22 protein-coding genes are annotated in these 22,066 nt (G+C 39.7%); all 22 read left to right on the top strand.

Annotated features, from left to right (window positions below):
* Positions 1–132 precede the first annotated feature (132 nt).
* The 22 genes from fliE to NRL14_RS04525 all read left to right on the top strand — a co-directional run bounded on the left by fliE (position 133) and on the right by NRL14_RS04525 (position 22,033).
* Positions 133–465, top strand: a complete 333-nt coding sequence (gene fliE / locus NRL14_RS04630; protein WP_007377962.1) for a flagellar hook-basal body complex protein FliE — start codon at positions 133–135, stop codon at positions 463–465.
* Positions 466–485: 20 nt separating this feature from the next.
* Positions 486–2,201 carry a flagellar basal-body MS-ring/collar protein FliF gene (gene fliF, locus NRL14_RS04625; protein WP_007377961.1) on the top strand — a complete coding sequence of 572 codons (1,716 nt, stop codon included), beginning with the start codon at positions 486–488 and terminating at the stop codon, positions 2,199–2,201.
* Positions 2,194–3,234: a flagellar motor switch protein FliG gene (gene fliG, locus NRL14_RS04620; protein ID WP_007377960.1), complete on the top strand. Its 1,041-nt coding sequence runs from the start codon at positions 2,194–2,196 to the stop codon at positions 3,232–3,234. The genes fliF and fliG overlap by 8 nt, the downstream gene beginning before the upstream one ends.
* Positions 3,235–3,237: 3 nt before the next feature.
* A complete protein-coding gene (gene fliH, locus NRL14_RS04615; protein WP_007377959.1) occupies positions 3,238–4,044 on the top strand; it encodes a flagellar assembly protein FliH in 807 nt (268 codons plus the stop codon).
* 18 nt (positions 4,045–4,062) lie between these two features.
* Positions 4,063–5,397 (top strand): flagellar protein export ATPase FliI, encoded by a 1,335-nt coding sequence (gene fliI / locus NRL14_RS04610; RefSeq protein WP_007377958.1) that lies wholly within the window; start codon positions 4,063–4,065, stop codon positions 5,395–5,397.
* Positions 5,397–5,843: a flagellar export protein FliJ gene (gene fliJ / locus NRL14_RS04605; RefSeq protein ID WP_007377957.1), complete on the top strand. Its 447-nt coding sequence runs from the start codon at positions 5,397–5,399 to the stop codon at positions 5,841–5,843. Before fliI ends, fliJ begins: the two co-directional genes overlap by 1 nt.
* Positions 5,844–5,936: 93 nt before the next feature.
* Positions 5,937–7,862 (top strand): flagellar hook-length control protein FliK, encoded by a 1,926-nt coding sequence (locus NRL14_RS04600; RefSeq protein ID WP_306724107.1) that lies wholly within the window; start codon positions 5,937–5,939, stop codon positions 7,860–7,862.
* Positions 7,863–7,919: 57 nt separating this feature from the next.
* Positions 7,920–8,450, top strand: coding sequence for a flagellar basal body-associated protein FliL (gene fliL / locus NRL14_RS04595; RefSeq protein WP_033031477.1), 531 nt, complete (start codon positions 7,920–7,922; stop codon positions 8,448–8,450).
* Between the two features lie 9 nt (positions 8,451–8,459).
* Positions 8,460–9,548 (top strand): flagellar motor switch protein FliM, encoded by a 1,089-nt coding sequence (gene fliM / locus NRL14_RS04590; protein ID WP_007377954.1) that lies wholly within the window; start codon positions 8,460–8,462, stop codon positions 9,546–9,548.
* A gap of 20 nt (positions 9,549–9,568) precedes the next feature.
* The gene (fliN, locus tag NRL14_RS04585; RefSeq protein WP_007377953.1) at positions 9,569–9,967 is read left to right on the top strand and encodes a flagellar motor switch protein FliN; all 399 of its coding nucleotides are present in this window, start codon (positions 9,569–9,571) and stop codon (positions 9,965–9,967) included.
* Positions 9,964–10,347: a flagellar biosynthetic protein FliO gene (gene fliO / locus NRL14_RS04580; protein WP_007377952.1), complete on the top strand. Its 384-nt coding sequence runs from the start codon at positions 9,964–9,966 to the stop codon at positions 10,345–10,347. Before fliN ends, fliO begins: the two co-directional genes overlap by 4 nt.
* 4 nt (positions 10,348–10,351) lie before the next feature.
* The gene (gene fliP, locus NRL14_RS04575) at positions 10,352–11,092 is read left to right on the top strand and encodes a flagellar type III secretion system pore protein FliP (RefSeq protein ID WP_007377951.1); all 741 of its coding nucleotides are present in this window, start codon (positions 10,352–10,354) and stop codon (positions 11,090–11,092) included.
* Positions 11,093–11,132: 40 nt separating this feature from the next.
* Positions 11,133–11,402 carry a flagellar biosynthetic protein FliQ gene (locus NRL14_RS04570; protein ID WP_007377950.1) on the top strand — a complete coding sequence of 90 codons (270 nt, stop codon included), beginning with the start codon at positions 11,133–11,135 and terminating at the stop codon, positions 11,400–11,402.
* Positions 11,403–11,404: 2 nt separating this feature from the next.
* The gene (gene fliR / locus NRL14_RS04565) at positions 11,405–12,184 is read left to right on the top strand and encodes a flagellar biosynthetic protein FliR (RefSeq protein ID WP_033023775.1); all 780 of its coding nucleotides are present in this window, start codon (positions 11,405–11,407) and stop codon (positions 12,182–12,184) included.
* 9 nt (positions 12,185–12,193) lie between these two features.
* A complete protein-coding gene (flhB, locus tag NRL14_RS04560; RefSeq protein WP_033031473.1) occupies positions 12,194–13,324 on the top strand; it encodes a flagellar biosynthesis protein FlhB in 1,131 nt (376 codons plus the stop codon).
* A 73-nt stretch (positions 13,325–13,397) separates the two neighbouring features.
* On the top strand, positions 13,398–15,509 hold the full coding sequence (flhA, locus tag NRL14_RS04555; RefSeq protein ID WP_007377947.1) for a flagellar biosynthesis protein FlhA: 2,112 nt from the start codon (positions 13,398–13,400) through the stop codon (positions 15,507–15,509).
* A gap of 20 nt (positions 15,510–15,529) precedes the next feature.
* On the top strand, positions 15,530–17,014 hold the full coding sequence (gene flhF, locus NRL14_RS04550; protein WP_306724106.1) for a flagellar biosynthesis protein FlhF: 1,485 nt from the start codon (positions 15,530–15,532) through the stop codon (positions 17,012–17,014).
* The gene (locus tag NRL14_RS04545) at positions 17,007–17,867 is read left to right on the top strand and encodes a MinD/ParA family protein (RefSeq protein WP_007377945.1); all 861 of its coding nucleotides are present in this window, start codon (positions 17,007–17,009) and stop codon (positions 17,865–17,867) included. Before flhF ends, NRL14_RS04545 begins: the two co-directional genes overlap by 8 nt.
* 26 nt (positions 17,868–17,893) lie before the next feature.
* A complete protein-coding gene (locus NRL14_RS04540; RefSeq protein ID WP_033015920.1) occupies positions 17,894–18,604 on the top strand; it encodes an RNA polymerase sigma factor FliA in 711 nt (236 codons plus the stop codon).
* Between the two features lie 40 nt (positions 18,605–18,644).
* Positions 18,645–19,028, top strand: a complete 384-nt coding sequence (gene cheY, locus NRL14_RS04535; protein WP_007377943.1) for a chemotaxis response regulator CheY — start codon at positions 18,645–18,647, stop codon at positions 19,026–19,028.
* 17 nt (positions 19,029–19,045) lie between these two features.
* Positions 19,046–19,813, top strand: a complete 768-nt coding sequence (locus tag NRL14_RS04530) for a protein phosphatase CheZ (RefSeq protein ID WP_007377942.1) — start codon at positions 19,046–19,048, stop codon at positions 19,811–19,813.
* A gap of 15 nt (positions 19,814–19,828) precedes the next feature.
* Positions 19,829–22,033, top strand: a complete 2,205-nt coding sequence (locus NRL14_RS04525) for a chemotaxis protein CheA (RefSeq protein WP_008136743.1) — start codon at positions 19,829–19,831, stop codon at positions 22,031–22,033.
* Positions 22,034–22,066: the final 33 nt, after the last annotated feature.

Below are 22,066 nucleotides of genomic sequence, written 5' to 3'. Positions count from 1 at the left end.
TAATTTAATTCGGGGCTGTCAAAACTCTGACTCACAAGTTAACTGTAACCAATTGTTTTTATTGTGTTTTTAGTTGGCATGGTTTGTGCTTTATTATCTTTATAAGCTTAACTGCATTGTCAGAGAAAAATTATGAAAATTCAAAATAGCGCTGTCTTTCAAGAAATGCAATCAATGGCCCTTGAAGCTGGCCGTAATAATCAAATTAATAAATTGCCAACTCAAGTGCAGTCTACTTCTACTGCACAATTTGGCGATATGCTAAGTAATGCGCTAAATACAGTGCATGAGTTACAACAAGATACAGGCCAAAAAGTAAAAGCAGTTGAAATGGGTGACCGAAGTGTATCGCTTGCTGAGGCGATGATTGCTTCTCAGAAATCTTCGGTTGCATTTGAAGCTACAGTACAGGTTCGTAATAAACTTGTAGAAGCTTACAAAGAAATCATGAACATGCCTGTTTAACTAGGTAGTGGAGAATTATCGTGGCGCAATCTAACCAATCTACAGACCTTGCACTTGCTAGTGGTGATATCGACCAAAGTGATAGTGATGATCAACAAGAACAGAAATCAGGCTATTTAAGTGCTTTAAATGGTACAGATGTATTACGCCAAGTGACACTGGTTATAGCTCTGGCTATTTGTTTGGCTATTGCCATTTTTATCATTATTTGGGCACGTCAGCCAGATATGCGCCCATTGGGTAAAATGCAAACAGAAGAGTTAATTCAAACCCTCGATTTTTTAGATGCACAAAAGATAGAATATCAACTTGATGGTAATGTCGTATCGGTTGATGAAAGTGAATATCAAAATATAAAATTATTAATGACTCGCGAAGGGTTAGACCAAGGACCTACTTCGGGATCAGATATTATCATGCAAGATATGGGGTTTGGGGTTAGTCAGCGTCTTGAACGTGAGCGCCTCAAACATGGCAGAGAGCAGCAATTAGCACGTACTATAGAAGAGCTTAATAATATTACTCGTGCGAAAGTATTGCTTGCGATACCAAAAGAGAACGTATTTGCGCGCAGAGAGAAAAAGCCATCTGCCACCGTTGTGTTAACACTTAAACGTGGGCGCTCTCTTAATGGTGAAGAGATAGACTCTGTTGTTGATATGATTGCTTCAGCAGTACAAGGCTTAGAGCCAGCTAGGGTGACTGTTACAGATCAAAATGGTCGCTTATTAAATTCAGGTTCGCAAAGCTCATTAGCAGCACGCTCTCGTAAAGAGTACGACTTAGAACGTAAACGAGAACAAGAATATTTAGAAAAAATAGACAGCATTTTAATACCTGTCGTAGGGCTTGCAAATTACACAGCCCAAGTTGATTTAAGTATGGACTTTAGTGCGATAGAAGAAACACAAAAACGCTACAATCCAGATTTACCTGCAGTGAGAAGTGAAACCACATTTGAAGAAAATAACATAGGCGGTTTAGCCGTTGGTATTCCAGGTGCGCTTACGAATCAGCCTCCACTAAACTCGAATATTCCAGAAGTAGCAGGACAAGGTGGTGCAGGAACAGGCACTTCGCCAACTCGTAATCACAAAGAATCTACGCGAAACTATGAGCTTGATACTACTATTTCGCATAAACGCCAGCAAACGGGGGTAATACGCAGAATAAGTGTATCGGTTGCTGTTGATTATATTCCAAAAGTGGATGAAAACGGCGAAACGACCATGACACCACGATCAGTGGAGGCATTGTCAAATATTCGTCGTTTATTACAAGGCGGTGTAGGGTTTGATATGCAGCGTGGCGATGCACTTGAAGTGGTAACAGTGCCATTTGTGCGTGAAACGACAGGTTTAGACCTTGAAGTCCCAATGTGGGAGCAAGATTGGTTTGTGAAGTATGTGCGTCTGGGTCTAGGTGCCTTAGTAATTATTGTTCTTATTATGGCCGTTGTTAAACCAATGCTTAAACGTCTAATTTACCCAGATAATACCTTGGAAGAGTATGATGAAGATGCATTGAGTTCAGGGGTTGATATTGGTGACAGTACACTTGATATGCTAAATAAAGACTTTGATTCTGCTTCAATTGGCTTCTCTAGCGATGGTACACTACAGTTACCAGACCTACATGGTGACGAGGACTTATTAAAAGCAATTCGTGCCCTTGTAGCTAACGAACCAGAACTATCATCACAAGTAGTGAAAGCGTGGTTAACAGAAGATGACTGATCAAGAACAAAAACAACTGCCAACAGCATTTGATGTTGATAAGCTCGATGGTGTAGATAAAGCGGCTATATTACTTTTGAGTTTATCAGAAGAAGATGCGGCGCAAATACTCAAGCATTTAGAACCTAAACAGGTACAAAAAGTGGGTATGGCAATGGCGGGCTTAGATGACTTGTCTCAAGCTAAAATAAGTGCCGTGCATAATTTGTTTATTGAACAAATTCAGAGTTTTAGTACGATAGGCTTCCAATCTGAAGATTTTATCAAAAAAGCACTTACAGCTGCATTGGGTGAAGATAAAGCAGCCAGCCTTATTGACCAAATTGTTATGGGATCAGGCGCTAAGGGACTTGATTCTCTTAAGTGGATGGACTCTAAGCAGGTAGCGAATATTATTCGTAATGAGCATCCGCAAATTCAAACCATTGTTTTATCTTATTTAGAGCCAGAGCAGTCTGCTGAAATATTGGCACAGTTTCCTGAAAAAGTACGTTTAGATTTAACTATGCGTATTGCTAATCTTGAAGAAGTGCAACCTGCGGCATTGCAAGAGCTCAATGAGATTATGGAAAAACAATTTGCAGGTCAAGCGGGTGCGCAAGCAGCTAAAATGGGCGGTTTAAAAGCTGCAGCTGATATTATGAACTACCTTGATACAAATGTAGAAGGGCAGTTAATGGACTCTATTCGTGAGCACGATGAAGAGATGTCACAGCAAATTCAAGACTTAATGTTCGTATTCGAAAACTTAATGGATGTTGAAGACCGTGGCATTCAAGCAATTTTGCGTGAAGTACAACAAGATGTACTTATGAAAGCGATTAAAGGCACAGACGATGCTCTTAAAGAGAAAATATTAGGTAACATGTCTAAACGTGCAGCAGAAATGCTTGCTGATGATTTAGAAGCAATGGCACCTGTAAGAATTAGTGAAGTTGAAGCTGCGCAAAAAGAAATTTTATCAACTGCACGTCGTTTATCTGATTCTGGCGAGATTCAGCTAGGTGGCGGTGGTGGTGAGGAGTTCCTGTAAAGCATGAGTAAGTTAAAAGGTCGTCCACTCAATGCAGAAGAAGCAGATGAATTATTAAGAAACTGGTCAGTGCCCAATATGGCTCCGGACGAAAGAAGTTTTGGAGATCGTTCAACTGCTTTTGGCACACCACTTTCGGATTTATACAAAAAAGAAATGGCCGAAGAGGTACCTGTAGAGGAACCTCAGGAACCTGAATTACCTTCTATTACTATGGCTGAACTTGAGCGAATTCGACAAGATGCTTATGAAGAAGGTCTTAAACAAGGGCATGAGCAAGGTTATATTGATGGTTTTGATAAAGGCGTTACAGAGGGAAAAGAGGCCGGTTATAAAGAGGGGCTTGAACTAGGTAAAACTCAAGGTCATGAGGACGTAAAACCATTAATTGAAGAACAACTCACGGGTTTGCGTAGCATATTAGATAATTTAACTACTCCTTTGAATAAAGTGGATGAACAAGTTGAAAAACAATTAGTCCAATTGACAGTAATGCTTGCTGAAGCAATAATTTATCAAGAAGTAAAAACCTCTCCTGATGTTATTTTACATACACTTAAACTAAGTATAGATTCGCTTAATGCTGAGCAAGAAAAGGTACGTATACATTTACACCCAGAAGATTTAGAACTCATAAAAAACAGCTATGGAGAACAAACCATCGCAGATAATAATTGGCAACTAATCGCTGAACCTACACTTGAACGTGGCGGTTGCGAGGTTAAAACAGCCCAATCCTCACTCGATATGACCTTGAAAACTCGCGTCAAAGAAACATTGGATAGTTTTTTGCATAATAGTGGTATCTAACTACTTTATTGGCATGTCATGTCTGAACAATGTGCATCTTTAAGCGAACGCTTATCTCAATATAAACAGCATATTAATACACCAGCCCTCGCGGTAGCGGGTATTTTAACACGTGTCGTAGGCCTCACACTTGAAGCAAAAGGTTTACGTGCGCCTGTTGGAAGCCAATGCAAAATAGAAACTATGAATGGTTTTGTTGATGCTGAAATAGTAGGTTTTAATGAGCAAACTCTTTACCTAATGCCTAATGATCATATTTCAGGAGTATTACCTGGTGCTCGAGTGATCCCTCAGGTCAATAACTTAGGTTTACCCGTTGGAATGAGTTTGTTAGGCCGCGTTGTTGATGGATTAGGTCGCCCACTTGATGGTCTTGGTAAAATAAATGCGGAACATTATTTAAAATTTGCACAAAATACTATAAACCCACTTTCTCGACGTCCGATAAGCCAGCCTATGGATGTGGGAGTGCGTGCTATAAATTCGGTCATTACTGTAGGTCAAGGCCAGCGCATGGGCTTGTTTGCAGGTTCTGGTGTCGGTAAGTCGGTGCTTTTAGGTATGATGACACGCGGCAGTGAGGCCGATGTTATTGTTGTTGGACTAGTAGGTGAACGTGGCCGAGAAGTAAAAGAATTTATTGAAGAGATTCTTGGTGTAGAAGGGAGAAAACGTTCAGTTGTTGTTGCTGCACCGGCTGATTCATCTCCTCTTATGCGTTTAAAAGGCTGTGAAAGTGCTGTAACAATTGCTGAGTATTTTCGTGATCAAGGTTTAAATGTATTGTTGCTACTAGATTCAGTTACTCGATATGCAATGGCACAACGTGAAATTGCACTTGCTGTTGGCGAGCCTCCAGCTACAAAAGGTTATCCGCCATCAGTGTTTGCTAAATTACCGGCGCTGGTGGAACGCGCCGGTAACGGCGGGGAAGGGCAGGGATCAATTACTGCTTTTTTCACAGTATTAAGCGAAGGTGATGATATGCAGGATCCCATTGCTGATGCTGCACGGGCTATTTTAGATGGCCATATTGTACTTTCCCGTGATTTAGCTGACAGTGGTCATTATCCGGCAATTGATATTGAAAAGTCGATTTCACGAGTGATGCCTCAAGTTGTCTCACAAAAGCATATGCAACAAGCTCGTGTGCTTAAGCAGGTATATTCTATGTATCAGCAAAATAAAGATATGATCACTTTAGGCGCTTATCAAAAAGGCACTGACCAAATGCTTGATCAAGCTATTAATATGATGCCCAGAGTTAATACTTTTTTACAGCAAGGTATGCGTGATGTGATTAGTTACGATGATGGCTTACAAGGCTTAGCACAACTATTAGGACAAGCATAATGGCTAAGAATAAGCTGCATTTGTTGCTCAAACTTGAAAATGACAAAGAAGAAAACTTGCGCATGAGTTACCTACAAGCAAATCAGAATTTGCAGGCCAATCAACAAAAATTACAAGGTCTGAATGATTTTCGAATGGAATACATGCAACAGTTACATGTAAAAGGCCAGTCAGGTTTATCAAGTGCAGGATTTAGTCAATATCATGCTTTTATAGCAAAAATAGAAGAAGCAATTCGCCAACAGGCAAGTACAGTTAATACGGCTAAGCAAGTAGTCAGTCAACGAAAAGCAATTTGGTTAAAGCAACAAATTAAAGCTAAAGCTGTTGCGAAGTTAATTGAAAACCAAAAATTAAAAGCTGATGTGCTTATTGCGAAAAGTGAGCAAAAAATGTTAGATGAGTTTTCATCCAACCAATTTTTTCAGCGTCGTAAAGTTTTATAAATTAGGCACGTAAATTGCTTTATTTAGGCAGTCTTTAATTTTTGGCAATATGCGGTGGCGTGTTGCCGCAATAATGTTAGGTGGTTTATGGTGATGAATGATATTTCTAGTTTGGTTGCGTCTGAGCAAGATTCTTATTTAGCCTCTAAAGACAATCGTTTAGCTAAAGATAAAGAAAGCAATGACACCGAGTTTCTAAATCAGTTACACAGTGCGCATAATTCAATTGAAGCGGCAAGTAAACGTAGCTCTTCAGGTGATGCGAAAGATTCGATTCGTGCCGCTGAGCCTAAACAGGCCAAAACCGATATTGTAGAAAATGAGCAAGAAAACCAAGATAATACTAATTTATCTGGAGATAGTATGCTGGCTCAAATTAACTCTGCACAAGCTATTGATATATCAGTTAAAAAACACTCTGAACAGAGTTCTGATACTATTGAGACTGATTTAGATAAAACTAAAAGTAAATCCGCTGATAATATAATTTCAAGTGCATCACAAAACATCGGGCAAAAGGCCGCTGAACAAAAAAGTACTGAATCGCAAGCTACTGACAAAGGTACTAGAGATGCTCCAGCATTAAATAAAAGTAATATAAATAAAGGTTTTGCCGCAGAGAAGCTTGATGAGCAATTAAATCCAGTCGTTGATAAAAATGAACACGATAAAGAGGGGCCTATTATAGATAAACCAGGCGTCGCCAAACGTGTTGCTGCTGATGAATCACAAATTAAACCTGCCTTGGTAGACAACAAGCAAACGCCAAAAGGTGAAATCACGAATACTCAACGTGTAAGTAATGTGGATTCTCAAAGCAGTAACAGTGCTGCAGTTGAAACGTTGTTAAGTAAAGATGATAGTGCAATAAAGTTAGATAAAATATTGTCAAGTTTGACTCCTGAGCAGCGTGAACAATTAATTACTCAATCTCAAACCGTAAATAAATCAACTAACAATGATAATATTACGGCTTTAAAACAAATGCTTAATGCGTTTGTGACTGAAAATAATAAACCACAAGCTTTAGTACCTAAACAATCTTTTAATGCAGAAATTAGCGCGTTAACGACGACTGAAAAACAAGCGTTATTGTCTCAGTTAACAACTTATATTAAAACCGAACAGCCACAAGGTGCTCAGTTAACTTATCTCAAAGAAGCGGTAAGTGTGCTTGAAACATCAATCAATTTAGAACAACCAAATAATAAAATAACTACTTTTGTTGCAGGTGAAACTCCAAATACTGTTTACAATCCGCAGAAGCAGAGTGTGAAATCGACAATAAATGAAAATAGTATTCCGCCAGACCAATTAGCTGAGGCGGACGATGATTTGATAAAACAACTAGACATGATTCAAAAAGATGGCTCTAAAATCAATAATGCAGAACAGCTAACCCCGCGTTCTATGCAGCTATTTACACAAATCACAGGCGCACTTGATACCTTGCAAAGGGGCGGATTAAGTAATTACGATACTTTAGGCTATGAACAAGCAATACTAGATACGCAAGTGTTGCAATCTCAACAATTACAAAGCACTGCGCAAGGTAAGCAAATGAGTATTGATCCGGGTGTTATGCAGGCGGTTAATATTATTAAAAGTGATGCCGCTAAGCTCTTGCAAGAGCGCGTCAGTTCAATGCTAAGTATTAACAATAAAGAAGCTGAAATACGCTTAGATCCACCTGAAATGGGCAGTATGCAAATACGTATTAGAAGTGATGCTGAGCAAGCCCAAATTAATTTTGTAGTACAAAATCAGCAAGCAAAAGAGGCGTTAGAACAATCATTACCTCGTTTGCGTGAAATGCTCGCACAACAAGGTATTGAATTAGGCGATAGCAGTATTTCATATGGCGATTCTAAGAACGAAACCACAGAACAAAATGACGATGATTCAAAAAACGGTTTGGTTAATAAAAATACCATTAACGAAGAAAATGCCGATTCAGGAGAGGCTCAACTACAAAGTTCTCGACAACAAACTTCATCAGCAATAGATTACTATGCCTAAGTACTGCTATTATAATAACTAAAACAAGTAAGTACCTTTGCAAATAAAGGAAATACAATGGCTGAAGACACTAATTTAGAAATTGAAGAAACAGGTAAAAGTAAAAAGAAGCTGATAATTATTATTGTTGCCGTTGTACTTGTTGTTGGTGCCGCCGCAGGTTATTTTTTAATGTCAGGTTCTGATGAGGTCCCCGCAGAAACGTTAGATGAAGAAACAGCCATAGTGGCTGAGGCTCCTGTTGCTTCTGGCTCATCTGCTTCGATTGGCAGTGCACTGTATGTTGCTATGCCCAGACCTTTTGTATTTAATGTACCAGGTTCAAGTCGTGATAGGATTGTACAAATTAAAGTGCAGTTATTGGTACGTGGTGAAGTCAATGAAGAAACTGCAAAAAAACATATCCCACTTATAGAAGGCACGTTATTAAGTGTATTTTCTACAACTACAGCTGATGAATTAAGTACGAGTGCAGGCAAAGAAACATTGCGTTTTTCTGCGCTTGAAAAAGTACAAACAGCTTTAGCTGGCGTTGAAGGTAGTAAAGTAATTGAGCGGGTTCTGTTTACCGGCTTTGTGATGCAATAAGGGGTTAGCGTGAGCGATTTATTATCCCAAGACGAAATTGATGCGTTATTACACGGTGTTGATGATGTCGAAGAGGAAGAGCACGATAGTGAAGACGGCGGAGGTAGTACACTTCAGTACGACTTTTCTTCGCAGGATCGAATCGTGCGTGGTCGCATGCCGACACTTGAAATTGTTAACGAACGTTTTGCTAGGCATATGCGAATTAGCCTATTTAACATGATGCGCCGTACTGCTGAAGTATCGATAAATGGTGTGCAAATGATTAAATTTGGTGAATATATTCACACCCTTTTTGTACCTACCAGCTTAAATATGGTCCGCTTTCGACCACTAAAAGGCACCGGACTAATCACCATGGAAGCACGACTTGTGTTTATTCTGGTTGATAACTTTTTTGGTGGCGATGGACGTTATCATGCAAAAATAGAAGGCCGCGAGTTCACACCAACAGAACGTCGTATTGTACAAATGCTACTTAAAATAATCTTTGAAGATTATAAAGAAGCATGGGCGCCTGTCATGGATGTATCTTTTGAATACCTCGACTCAGAGGTCAACCCTGCCATGGCTAATATTGTGAGCCCCACAGAGGTTGTAGTTATTAGCTCTTTTCATATTGAGCTTGATGGTGGTGGTGGTGATTTTCACATAGCATTACCTTACTCCATGCTTGAGCCAATCAGAGAGCTGTTAGATGCTGGTGTGCAGTCGGATACTGAAGATACCGATTTACGATGGAGTAAAGCGCTTCGCGATGAGATTATGGATGTAGAAGTTGGATTATCAACTCAATTACTTGAAGTTGATTTGTCTTTAAAGCAAATAATGGAACTCAAAGCAGGCGATATAATCCCTGTTGAAATGCCTGAGCACATTACAGTATTTGTCGAAGAGTTACCTACATTCAGAGCCAAAATGGGCCGCTCTCGTGATAGTGTTGCCCTACAGATTAGCGAAAAAATTAAACGACCTGATTCAGTTAAATCTGAGCTGCATGTATTTACCAAAGGCGGCAAGAAAATTGACTCAGATGCAGAATTAGCAGAATTAGAGGATGATTTACACCTTTCTGATGGTGTAGATTTAGACTGGTAATTGATTAAAAGGTTAAAAGTATGAGTGATGATCAAGATACTATGGACGAGTGGGCTGCTGCGCTTGCAGAAGCCGATACCCCAGATGAAGGTGCTGAGGCGCATGTTGCAGAATTAGACGAGTTAAGTGATTCAAAGCACGAAATCAGCGGCGATGAAAAACGTAAACTCGATACGATTTTAGATATCCCCGTTACCATTTCTATGGAAGTTGGCCGTTCTAAAATAAATATTCGTAATTTACTACAGCTTAACCAAGGATCAGTTGTTGAGCTCGATCGTGTTGCGGGTGAGCCATTGGATGTTTTGGTTAATGGCACTTTGATTGCTCATGGAGAGGTTGTTGTAGTAAATGACAAGTTTGGTATTCGCTTAACTGATGTAATAAGCCAAATAGAGCGGATCAAAAAATTACGATGAGCTTATTAGTTGCTTTAACGAGTTCCGTTTTTTCAAAAGCAGATGTGGCAACACCAACTGGAGATATACTCTCTATGGTGCTGTCACTCGTAATGGTGCTAGTACTTATCATCGTGCTGGCATTTTTTGTAAAGAAGCTTAATCCAAATCTAGCAAACAGCGATGAGTTTAAAGTAGTTAGAAGCCTACCTTTGGGTTCTCGTGAGCGTTTAATGGTTGTTGAAATAGACAATGCGCAGCATTTGCTTGGTGTAACGCCTCACAGTATTAATTACTTACACAAGTTAGAAACCCCATTAAGCGAAAAAGAACTTCCTGAATTAGCTAAACGATTTGGTAAACTTTTAAACCCGCAATCAAACCAAAATAAAAAGAATTAGACCTATGACAAAGTGGCTGCTTATTATTTTCGCCATGGTATTTGTACCAAGTGTCAGTGCTGAGGGTATTGATGCGCTAACCATTACAACAAACGCCGATGGCACACAAGATTACTCAGTAACGTTACAAGTTTTAGCGATTATGACGGCGCTGAGTTTTATACCAGCCGCTATAATCATGATGACCTCATTTACACGTATTATTGTTGTGCTTGCTATTTTACGCCAAGCAATTGGTTTGCAGCAAACACCGTCGAATCAAGTGTTACTAGGCATGTCGCTTTTTTTAAGTATTTTTATAATGTCTCCTATTTACCAGCAGGTGAACGAGCAGGCCATAGAACCTTATTTAAATGAGCAAGTTACTTCAGTGCAAGCTTTAGAGCTTGCAAAAGAGCCTATGAAAGCCTTTATGCTATCTCAAGTTCGTCTTAAAGATCTAGAAACGTTTGCTAAAATTGCCGGGTACGACCAGCTTAACTCGCCAAAAGATACACCATTAATTGTATTGATCCCTGCATTTGTTACCAGTGAACTGCAAACCGCATTTATAATCGGGTTTATGTTTTTTATTCCATTTTTAATTGTTGATTTAGTCGTTGCCTCGGTATTAATGGCGATGGGTATGATGATGCTCTCTCCTATGATAGTGTCTTTGCCGTTTAAAATTATGTTATTTGTACTTGTTGACGGTTGGAGCTTAGTGATGGGTACCTTAGCCAAAAGCTTTGGCTTAGGGACTTAGTATGCAAAGTATTAATGTAATTCAACAATAGGAGTACAACATGGAACCGGAAATTTTTGTTGATATTCTAAGTGATGCCTTGTTTTTGGTTATTAAGTTGGTGTCTGCAATTGTAGTACCAGGCCTAATTATTGGTTTAATTGTTGCTGTATTTCAGGCTGCAACATCAATCAATGAACAAACACTCAGTTTTTTACCTCGTTTATTAATCACTATAAGTGCGCTAATTGTGGGTGGCCATTGGCTTACTCAAGAGTTAATGGATTTTTTCACTCGTTTAGTATTGCTCATTCCTGAAATAGCAGGTTAAAAGTGGAGTATCCGTTTTCAGTCGTAATTCAATGGTTGAGTGATTTTTTGTTGCCCTTAGTTCGCATCAGCTCAATGATAATGATTATGGCTGGTTTGGGTGCTAAAAACGTCCCTACTCGGATAAAAATGGGGTTATCGGTTGTAGTAACTCTCGTTGTTATACCTGTATTACCTCCGGCCACCTTCACTAATTTGTTTTCGTTTGAAATGATTTTAGTTGTTATCCAGCAAATGTTGATTGGTATTGCGATTGGTTTTGCATCTATACTTTTATTAAACACCTTTGTGTTAGCTGGGCAAATATTAGCAATGCAAACAGGTTTAGGTTTTGCTTCAGTTATTGATCCCTCTAATGGTGCAAGTGTGCCTGCTGTTGGACAGTTTTTTCTGATTTTAGCGACACTTCTATTTTTTGTTTTTAATGGCCACTTAATGATGATTCAGATGGTGGTCCATAGTTTTCAAGTGTTACCGATTGATGGCACGTGGTGGTCTGTAGATCATTACTGGGACATAGTGACCTGGGGCGGCTGGATGTTTACTACAGCACTTGTACTCTCACTTGCACCGCTCACAGCTATGCTCGTTATTAATATGTCGTTTGGTATTATGACGCGTGCAGCGCCGCAATTAAATATTTTCTCTATTGGTTTTCCGTTTACCTTGGTAGCGGGACTTATTATTATTTGGGCGACACTAGGCAACTTTGTTACTCAGTTTGAGTTTCAATGGTTAAAAATGATTGAGCTAATGTGTACTTTAGTTGGTTGTTCACCTTAGGAGAAAGTCATGTCTGAAGACTCAGGGCAGGAAAAAACAGAAGAACCCACATCCAAAAAACTTGACGAATCTAAAAAGAAAGGTCAAATAGCGCGCTCAAAAGAGTTAGGTACCATGTTTGTGCTTATTTTTTCGGCTATATCTCTTTTGATGTATGGACCAGAAATTGGCAAAGGTTTATATAATGTGATGGGCCGTACACTTAGCTTAAACCGTAACGAAGCATTTGATACAACTAAAATGTTTGCCGTTTGGGGAGAAGTTGCTGACGCTTTAATGTTCCCGATGGCCATGTTTGTATTAATTATTGTTTTAGCCGCATTTATTGGTAATACATTGTTAGGTGGTTTTAATTTTAGCTGGGAAGCTGCCGCGCCTAAAGCAAGCAAAATGTCACCAATGAAGGGCTTTAAGCGAATGTTTGGCCCGCAAGCGGCTGTTGAGCTTATAAAGTCACTTTTAAAATTTGGTTTAGTTGCAAGTTTTGCAGTGTTTTTAATTGATACTTTTTTTGATGAAATACTGCACTTAAGCTTAGAAAGTGCACCGAGTAATATTATTCATGCCTTAGAGATTTTAGCGTGGATGTTTTTAGGGCTTTCATGCACTTTAATTATTATTGCAGCAATTGATGCGCCATTTCAAAGTTATAACCATAACAAGCAACTTAAAATGACAATGCAAGAGGTTAAAGATGAGTATAAAAACTCGGAAGGTGACCCACAAATAAAAGCACGTATTAGGCAAACACAAAGGCAAATGTCGCAAAAACGCATGATGCAAGATGTGCCTGATGCAGATGTTATTGTTACTAACCCAACTCATTACTCAGTCGCTTTAAAGTACGATACGGAGCGTGCAGGAGCGCCTATTGTACTAGCCAAAGGTATTGACGAGATGGCAATGCAAATTCGTAAAGTAGCAATTGGTAATGAAGTCCCCATTGTAGAGTCCCCCATGCTAACTAGAGCACTTTATCATACGGCTGAAGTTGGCGATCAAATACCTGATCAGTTATTTACGGCTGTTGCACAAGTGCTAGCGTATGTATTTCAGCTAAAACGTTTTAACAAGGGACGAGGAAAACGCCCTACAAAGCTTAGTAATAAACTCCCCATCCCTGACGCCTACAAGTATTAATATCGCAAATTTACTAACTTGGAATAGTTATTGCTAATTCTATATAGTGTCAATTTTTTGAAATTGTAGAATTATGAGTTTTAAAGCGGTATTACAACAACTTAACAGAGACAAAAAAGAATATGCCAAAGGAGTAGGGACTCCTTTGCTTGTGCTTGCTGCACTGGGAATGGTGATTTTACCATTACCGCCATTTTTACTCGACATCCTTTTTTCGTTTAATATTGCGCTCGCATTAGTTGTATTACTCGTGACTGTTTACACGATGAAACCAGTTGAATTTGGTATGTTCCCCGCTGTATTACTTATCGCTACGATTATGCGCTTAGCGCTCAACGTTGCAAGTACTCGAGTTGTGTTACTTGAGGGTCACAACGGTGGTGATGCTGCAGGTAAGGTCATTGAAGCATTTGGCTCAGTTGTAATTGGTGGTAACTATGCAGTTGGTTTAGTTGTATTTTTAATTCTTATCATTATCAACTTTGTAGTAATAACAAAGGGTGCTGGACGTATTTCTGAGGTATCTGCACGTTTCACCCTTGATGCAATGCCAGGTAAACAAATGGCAATAGATGCCGATTTAAATGCGGGCTTTATTAGTGCTGAGCAAGCGCGTGACCGTCGCGAGGAAGTAACTCGCGAAGCCGATTTTTACGGTTCAATGGATGGTGCGAGTAAGTTTGTAAAAGGCGATGCAATAGCCGGTATCGTTATTTTAATTATTAATATTGTAGGTGGCTTATTTGTTGGGATGATCCAGCATAATTTAAGTTTTAGCCATGCAATGGAAGTATATACACTTCTAACCATTGGTGACGGTCTGGTTGCTCAGCTTCCATCATTATTGCTCTCAATTGGCACGGCAATTGTAGTAACACGTCAAAATGAGTCGCTTAATATGGGTGACCAATTCAAGAAACAACTTGGTAACGAAAAGTCACTCTTTATTGCTTCAGGTATTTTGATCATCATGGGGTTAGTCCCTGGTATGCCGCATTTTGCTTTTTTGAGTTTAGGCGCACTACTTGGTTACTTAGCCTATTACACGCAGCAAAGTAAAATCAAAGCTGCTGCAGCCGAAGCTGAAGAGGCTGCAAATGGCGGAAGCACCGCGACAGGTGTTGCGAATAAACAAGAGCAAAAAGAGCTTGGTTGGGATGATGTTCAGCAAGTTGATGTAATAGGATTAGAAGTAGGGTATAGATTAATTCCGCTGGTTGATCAATCACAAGGTGGTGAACTACTCAACCGGATTAAAGGAGTGCGTAAAAAGCTTTCTCAAGAGCTTGGATTTTTAGTTCCTCCTGTTCATATTCGCGATAATTTAGAACTAGACCCTAATGCTTACAGAATAACGCTAATGGGAGTATCTACTGGTGAGGGGGAGCTTAAGCATGGTGATGAGCTGGCTATTAACCCAGGGCAAGTATTTGGTCCAATAAAAGGAATTGAAACTAAAGATCCTGCATTTGGATTAGACGCGGTTTGGATTAAACCTGATCAAAAAGACGAAGCTCAATCTTTAGGCTATACCGTTGTTGATTCTGCCACAGTGGTTGCAACTCATATTAGTCAGTTGTTAACTAACAGCGCAGCGTTGTTACTAGGGCATGAAGAAGTTCAAAACTTACTTGATATGCTTGGAAAGAGTCATCCTCGTTTGGTTGAAGGACTTGTCCCTGATGTATTGCCGTTAACCGCTATTGTAAAAGTACTACAGAACTTATTGAATGAAGGGGTGGCTATTCGCGATATGCGATCAATTGTACAAACCCTTGTTGAGTATGGTCCTCGTAGCCAAGACCCTGATGTATTAACGGCTGCAGTGCGTATTTCTCTGCGTAGATTAATTGTTCAAGATGCGGTTGGAATGTCATCTGAAATACCTGTCATAACCTTGGCGCCTGAGTTGGAACAGATGTTGCATCAGTCATTACAAAATGCAGGCGATGAAGGTGCCGGTATAGAGCCAGGACTTGCAGAGCGACTTCAAGTGTCATTGAATGAAGCGCATCAAAATCAAGAAATGGCCGGTGAACCTTCAATACTGTTAACGTCAGGAATGTTACGTACTGTGTTATCTCGTTTTGTTAAGTACACCATACCAGGATTAAGGGTGATGTCTTATCAAGAGGTGCCAGACGAAAGACAGATAAAAATTGTCAGCTCTGTAGGCCAACAATAAGATTTTAAAGAGGTTGAATAATGAAAATTAAACGTTTTTTTGCTAAAGATATGCGTACAGCACTTAAAGAAGTGAAAGATGAACTTGGTGTTGATGCGGTTATTATGTCTAACAAAAAGCTGGCTAATGGCGTTGAGATTGTAGCCGCAGTTGATTATGAAAAAGCGGCCCCTAAATCAGCTGCACAGCCGCAAAATATTTTAGCGCGTGCGGATGACTCAGCACAATCACACAGTATACATAATTTTGTAAAGCCAGAGCCTCAACGCGCTAAAGCAGCCCCCCAAGCTAGGGTTGCAGATAGTTTAGAAGCTTTACTAGAGCGTCAATCTCCTCGCCCACGTTCACCTGAATTAGCATCAATGTTTTCTCAATCGGGTATTGAAACGACCGATAATTATCAAGAGCCAGTTGTCAAACCTCGCTCAGCGAATATGTTTGCTCGCGAAGATATTGCACCAACACGTCCACAGACCCAAGCCGATAGTTTAGGTTTTGATGACCTAGATCGTGATTTTGATGATCTAGATAGCCCCGTAACACCTCAAGCGCACGTTAAAAATAATGAAAGTGAAGAAATGACGTCAATGCGTGAAGAAATGAACGCTATTCGTCAATTGCTAGAGCACCAAGTGTCAGGTTTAATGCAGCAAGATATGGCACGCCGTGACCCCACACGTGCTTGTATGATTGACCGTTTAGTTGGTATGGGAATCGATAAAGAAGTTGCAGAACAAATGGCGTGTTTTGTACCTGATGACGTATCTCGCCAACAAGGTTGGAAGGCTTTGTTAACAATGGTCGAAGACCAGATGCAAACTACGAATAATGAAATACTACGTCAAGGTGGTGTTTACGCCTTGGTAGGCCCTACTGGTGTGGGGAAAACGACAACAGTTGCAAAGTTGGCTGCTTTAGGCGCACAGAAATACGGTGCAGATAAAGTGGCGCTAATAACCACCGATACATACAGAATTGGTGCTTATGAGCAACTTGCAACATACGGTCGAATTATCGGTTGTGGAGTAAAGCAGGTTAAAGATGCTAATGAATTAGCTGAAGTTTTATACCATTTACGAAATAAACGTCTAGTATTAATTGATACAGCAGGTATGAGTCAACGAGACTTACGTTTAACAGAGCAATTGAATACGCTTATGCGCAATCAACGTGTTGATATTCGTAGTTATTTAGTATTAAGTGCAACAGCGCAAATAAATGTCTTGCAAGAAACAGTACGACATTTCAAAAAAGTGCAGTTAAGTGGTTGTATTTTCACCAAGTTGGATGAATCTTTAAGTTTAGGTGAGATTATTAGTATTGCGATTCAAAATCGCCTTCCAATAGGGTATCTTACTAATGGTCAACGAGTTCCAGAAGACATTCGTGTTGCAAATGCAGAAAAACTAGTAAAAAAAGCTGAGCAATTGTATTTGAAAAGAATAAAAGCACAACATTCACGACACCAAGCAGTGGCGTCGAGCACAGTAGGGATGTATGATTAACACAGTATTAGATCAAGCAAGCGGCCTGCGCAAAATGAGTCAAAACAATAACAACGGCGTAAAAGTTATCGCTGTTACTGGTGGCAAGGGTGGTGTAGGTAAAACAAATGTTTCACTTAACACGGCAATAGCATTAGGCCAGCAAGGTAATCGAGTTTTAGTACTTGATGCCGACTTAGGTCTAGCGAACTGTGATGTGATGCTCGGATTACGGGTTGAACGTAATTTATCACATGTACTTTCTGGTGAGTGTGAACTCGATGAGATTTTAGTTGAAGGTCCTGCAGGAATTAAAATTGTACCAGCGACCTCTGGTTCTCAGAGTATGGTGGAATTATCACCGTCTGAACATGCAGGCCTTATACGCGCTTTTAGCGAATTAAATACCGAATTTGATATCTTAATTGTAGATACCGCTGCGGGTATTTCAGATATGGTACTGAGCTTTTCTCGTGCTGCTCAAGATGTAATGGTTGTAGTGTGCGACGAACCGACTTCAATCACAGATGCTTATGCACTTATTAAAGTGTTAAGTCGTGAGCATGGGGTGTATAAATTCAAAATTGTAGCTAATATGGTTCGTAGTATGCGTGAAGGTCATGAGTTATTTGCAAAACTTTCAAAAGTAACGGACCGATTTTTAGATGTGTCAATGGAGTTGGTTGCAACAATCCCTTATGACGAAAATATGCGTAAGGCAACTCGCCGTCAAAAAGTGATTGTAGAACTTTTTCCTAGTTCTCCTGCTTCAGTTGCCTTTAAAGCACTGGCGACAAGAGCAGTGAAATGGCCTATACCTAACCAACCTTCAGGACATTTAGAGTTTTTTATTGAGAAGCTAGTTAACGGCTAATTATGACAACATTGGTAAATAGAGCTATGGGATATCAATCAACACAAAATTTAAATGTGATTGTTGAAAAACATGCATCGCTAGTCAAAAAAGTGGCATGTCATTTAATTGCTCGTTTGCCTCCAAGTGTCCAACTCGATGACCTAATTCAGTCGGGTATGATAGGCCTAATTGAAGCATCAAAAAACTTTGATGCAACCAAAGGCGCAAGTTTTGAAACGTTCGCGGGAATACGAATTCGCGGTGCCATGCTTGATGAAATGCGCCGTGGTGACTGGGCTCCTCGGTCGGTTCATAGAAAAAGCCGTCTTGTAGCCGAGACGATTGCTGGATTAGAAAGTAGCTTGAATCGTGAACCAACCGATATAGAAGTTGCTGAAAAACTTGAAATTTCGTTAAATGAGTACCATCATATTTTAAACGATGTAAACACAAGTAAAGTGTTAGGCATCGAAGACCTCGGGGTCGATGAAGATGTTATTACCACGGCGGGCCAAGATTTAACGCTAGACAAACCGTTTAATAACGTTAAAAATGAACGATTTAATGAATCATTATTAAATGCTATCAAGTCATTACCAGAGCGAGACGCAATGGTACTTTCTTTGTACTATAACGATGAAATGAATTTAAAAGAAATTGGACATATACTCGATGTAAGTGAATCGCGTGTAAGTCAGATACATGGTCAGGCGATGATTAAGCTAAAAGCAAAAATCAATGACTGGATAAACTAGTAGTAAGTAAATACAGGTTAAGACCTCACTGGAGGATGTTTTGGATAAAAACATGAAAATTCTTGTTGTTGATGATTTTTCGACAATGAGACGTATTATTAAAAATCTATTGCGCGACTTAGGCTTTACCAACGTCCAAGAAGCGGATGACGGCTCTACAGCCTTACCCATGTTACAAAATCAAGTTTTTGATTTTGTGGTAACAGATTGGAACATGCCAGGAATGCAAGGTATTGATCTTTTGAGAGCGATAAGGGCTGACGATAAATTAAAACACCTTCCTGTTTTAATGGTGACAGCTGAAGCTAAAAAAGAACAAATAATAGCAGCGGCTCAAGCTGGTGTTAATGGCTATATTGTAAAACCATTTACAGCTGGCACATTAAAAACTAAATTAGAAAAAGTGTTCGAACGCTTAGGTTAATAATAGGGGAAAGGCTTATGCCAGCACCTGCTGCGCCTCGGATAACGTTAGAACAAGCTCGTCAGCTCGTCACTTTTTTAGAAAATGGCGAACATGATAAAGCTGATCAACTAATTTTAGATACTGCATCTAAAGAGCAGTCAGAAATATTTGACGAAGTGGGAAAGTTGACGCGTCAACTACATGAAGCTTTAAAAGGCTTTGAGCTAGACACGCGCCTAACAGATCTCACTAACGACGCTATACCTGATGCTAAAAAACGGCTTAATTATGTCATTGAGATGACAGAAAATGCTGCAAATAAAACCATGGATGCGGTTGAGGCGAGTTTACCGATAGCACAACAGTTAGCGGATGAAATATCCCATATCAAACCGACATGGGACCGTCTAATGAGTCGTGAAATTGAACTCGGTGAATTTAAAGTACTGTGCCACAGCATTGATAAATTCATGAGCAGTTCTCATCATAAAACTGATGAGTTACAAAGCTTCATGACTAACATATTAATGGCCCAAGATTATCAAGATTTGACAGGTCAAGTAATTCGCCGAATTATAGAACTTGTTAGGGAAGTTGAAGAAAGCTTACTTCATCTTTTAACTGCTTTTTCTGAACAAGATATCAGTAAAGCAGTCACCCTAAAACCACAAAAAATAGATGACCCAGTTGACCCAGAAACATTAGCAGGTCCTGAAGGGCCTATTATTGATAAAGAATCACGTAATGATGTTGTGTCTGATCAAGATGAAGTCGATGATCTTTTATCAAGTTTGGGCTTCTAAGAGGAGAGTAACTGCATGTTTGAAGTCGATGAAGATATTTTACAAGACTTTCTTGTAGAAGCAGGAGAAATCCTTGAGCTTTTATCTGAACAGTTAGTTGAACTGGAAAACAATCCAGAAGATACCGAGTTGCTAAATGCTATATTTAGAGGCTTTCATACCGTAAAAGGCGGTGCTGGATTCTTAGCTATGACTGAGCTTGTTGACGCATGTCACGGCGCAGAAAATGTATTCGACTTGTTAAGGCAGGGCGTTCGTTCTGTTAATTCTGAGCTAATGGATGTTATCTTACAAGCACTTGATACTATCAATGAAATGTTTGCGACGATTCAAAATCGTGATAAACCAGAACCTGCGGATCCTCAACTACTTGAAGTTTTACATAAGTTAGGTCTCCCCCCCACAGAAGACGAGTTATCAGGTACTTCTCCTGAAGTTGTTGTAGAACAGCCTCAAGAAGAAGCCGCTGAAGCACAAACTCCCAGTACTGATGGTGCGGACCCTTTTGCTTTTGATGAGCTGTTTAGTGGTCCAACTTCATCTGAAACTGACTCTCAAATTGATGAAATTACAGAGGATGAGTTTGAAAACCTACTTGATGAATTACATGGTACAAGCCAAGAATCGGCAGTAAAAGCCCCCACAAATAGTCATGATTTGAATGGTGATATTACAGACGATGAGTTTGATAATTTACTAGACGAGCTTCATGGTGTTGGCAGTTTCGGCTCTGTTGCAGCGCAAGAAAGTAATGTTACACCTGATGTACAAAAGCCATCGCCTTCGACTAACAATACAGATTCATCGAACGATGATATCAGTGATGATGAATTTGAATCACTGTTAGATGAACTTCATGGTAAGGGAACTGCACCTAAATCTTTAGAAAGCACTCCTGCGATTGCTGAAAAACCAGCCGCAAAACAAGCTGTTCCTAAGCCCAAAGCAGCCCCAGTACCAAAAGTTGAAGCATCAAAACCAGTACCTGCAAAACCTGCTGAAAAAACAGCTGCTAAAGCACCTGCTGCAGCTCCAAAAAAGGCTACTGCACCAACTGCTGAAACGACAGTGCGTGTTGACACTAAACGCTTAGATCAAATTATGAATATGGTCGGTGAATTGGTACTTGTTCGTAACCGCTTAGTTAGCTTGGCTACGAATTCTGAAAGCGAAGCAATGGGTAAAGCTATATCTAACTTAGATGTTGTTACTGCTGATATTCAAGGTGCGGTTATGCAAACCCGCATGCAACCAATTAAAAAAGTGTTTGGCCGATTTCCTCGAGTTGTTCGTGATTTAGCACGCAGCTTAAATAAAGACATTAATCTATTATTAGTTGGTGAAGAGACTGATTTAGATAAAAATTTGGTTGAGGCATTAGCCGACCCTTTAGTGCATTTAGTGCGTAACTCTGTTGATCACGGTATTGAAATGCCAGATTTTCGTGAGGCTGCTGGAAAACCAAGAACAGGTACTGTTACGTTATCAGCATCTCAGCAAGGCGATCATATTTTACTTACCATTAAAGATGATGGTGCAGGTATGGACGCTGAGAAGCTGAAAAAAATAGCGATTAGTAAAGGTGTTCTTGATCACGACCAAGCAAGCCGGCTTTCTGATACTGAAGCATATAATTTAATTTTTGCACCTGGTTTTTCAACAAAAGAAGAGATTTCGGATATTTCAGGTCGTGGCGTTGGTATGGATGTAGTTAAAACCAAAATTACCCAACTTAATGGCTCGGTAAGTATTCAGTCAGAGTTAGGTGTTGGGACTACTTTAGAGATAAAAGTACCATTAACTCTCGCTATCTTGCCGACCTTAATGGTTGTTGTTGGAGAGCAAACATTTGCATTACCACTTGCGGGTGTTAGCGAAATATTCCACCTCGATTTAACTAAAACGAATGTTGTTGATAGTCAATTGACAATTATTGTGCGCAAAAAAGCAATTCCATTGTTTTATCTTGAGCATTGGCTAGTTAAAGGCGCTGACCGCTCTCAGCGTAAAGCACATGGTCATGTAGTTATTGTCCAAATTGGTACACAACAAGTAGGCTTTGTCGTAGATTCGTTAATAGGGCAAGAGGAAGTTGTAATAAAACCTCTTGATGCTTTATTACAAGGAACACCCGGTATGGCTGGTGCTACAATTACTTCCGATGGTGGTATTGCACTTATTTTAGATGTACCAAATATGTTAAAACATTACGCGGGCTGATAATAAATAAAGTAGGTGCACTGTAAAAGTGCC

Source organism: Pseudoalteromonas sp. 20-92, assembly GCF_030847595.1.
Classification (GTDB): Bacteria; Pseudomonadota; Gammaproteobacteria; order Enterobacterales; family Alteromonadaceae; genus Pseudoalteromonas; species Pseudoalteromonas fuliginea.
Note: the sequence above shows the minus strand (reverse complement) of the source record. Positions and strands in the feature narration are given on the sequence as shown.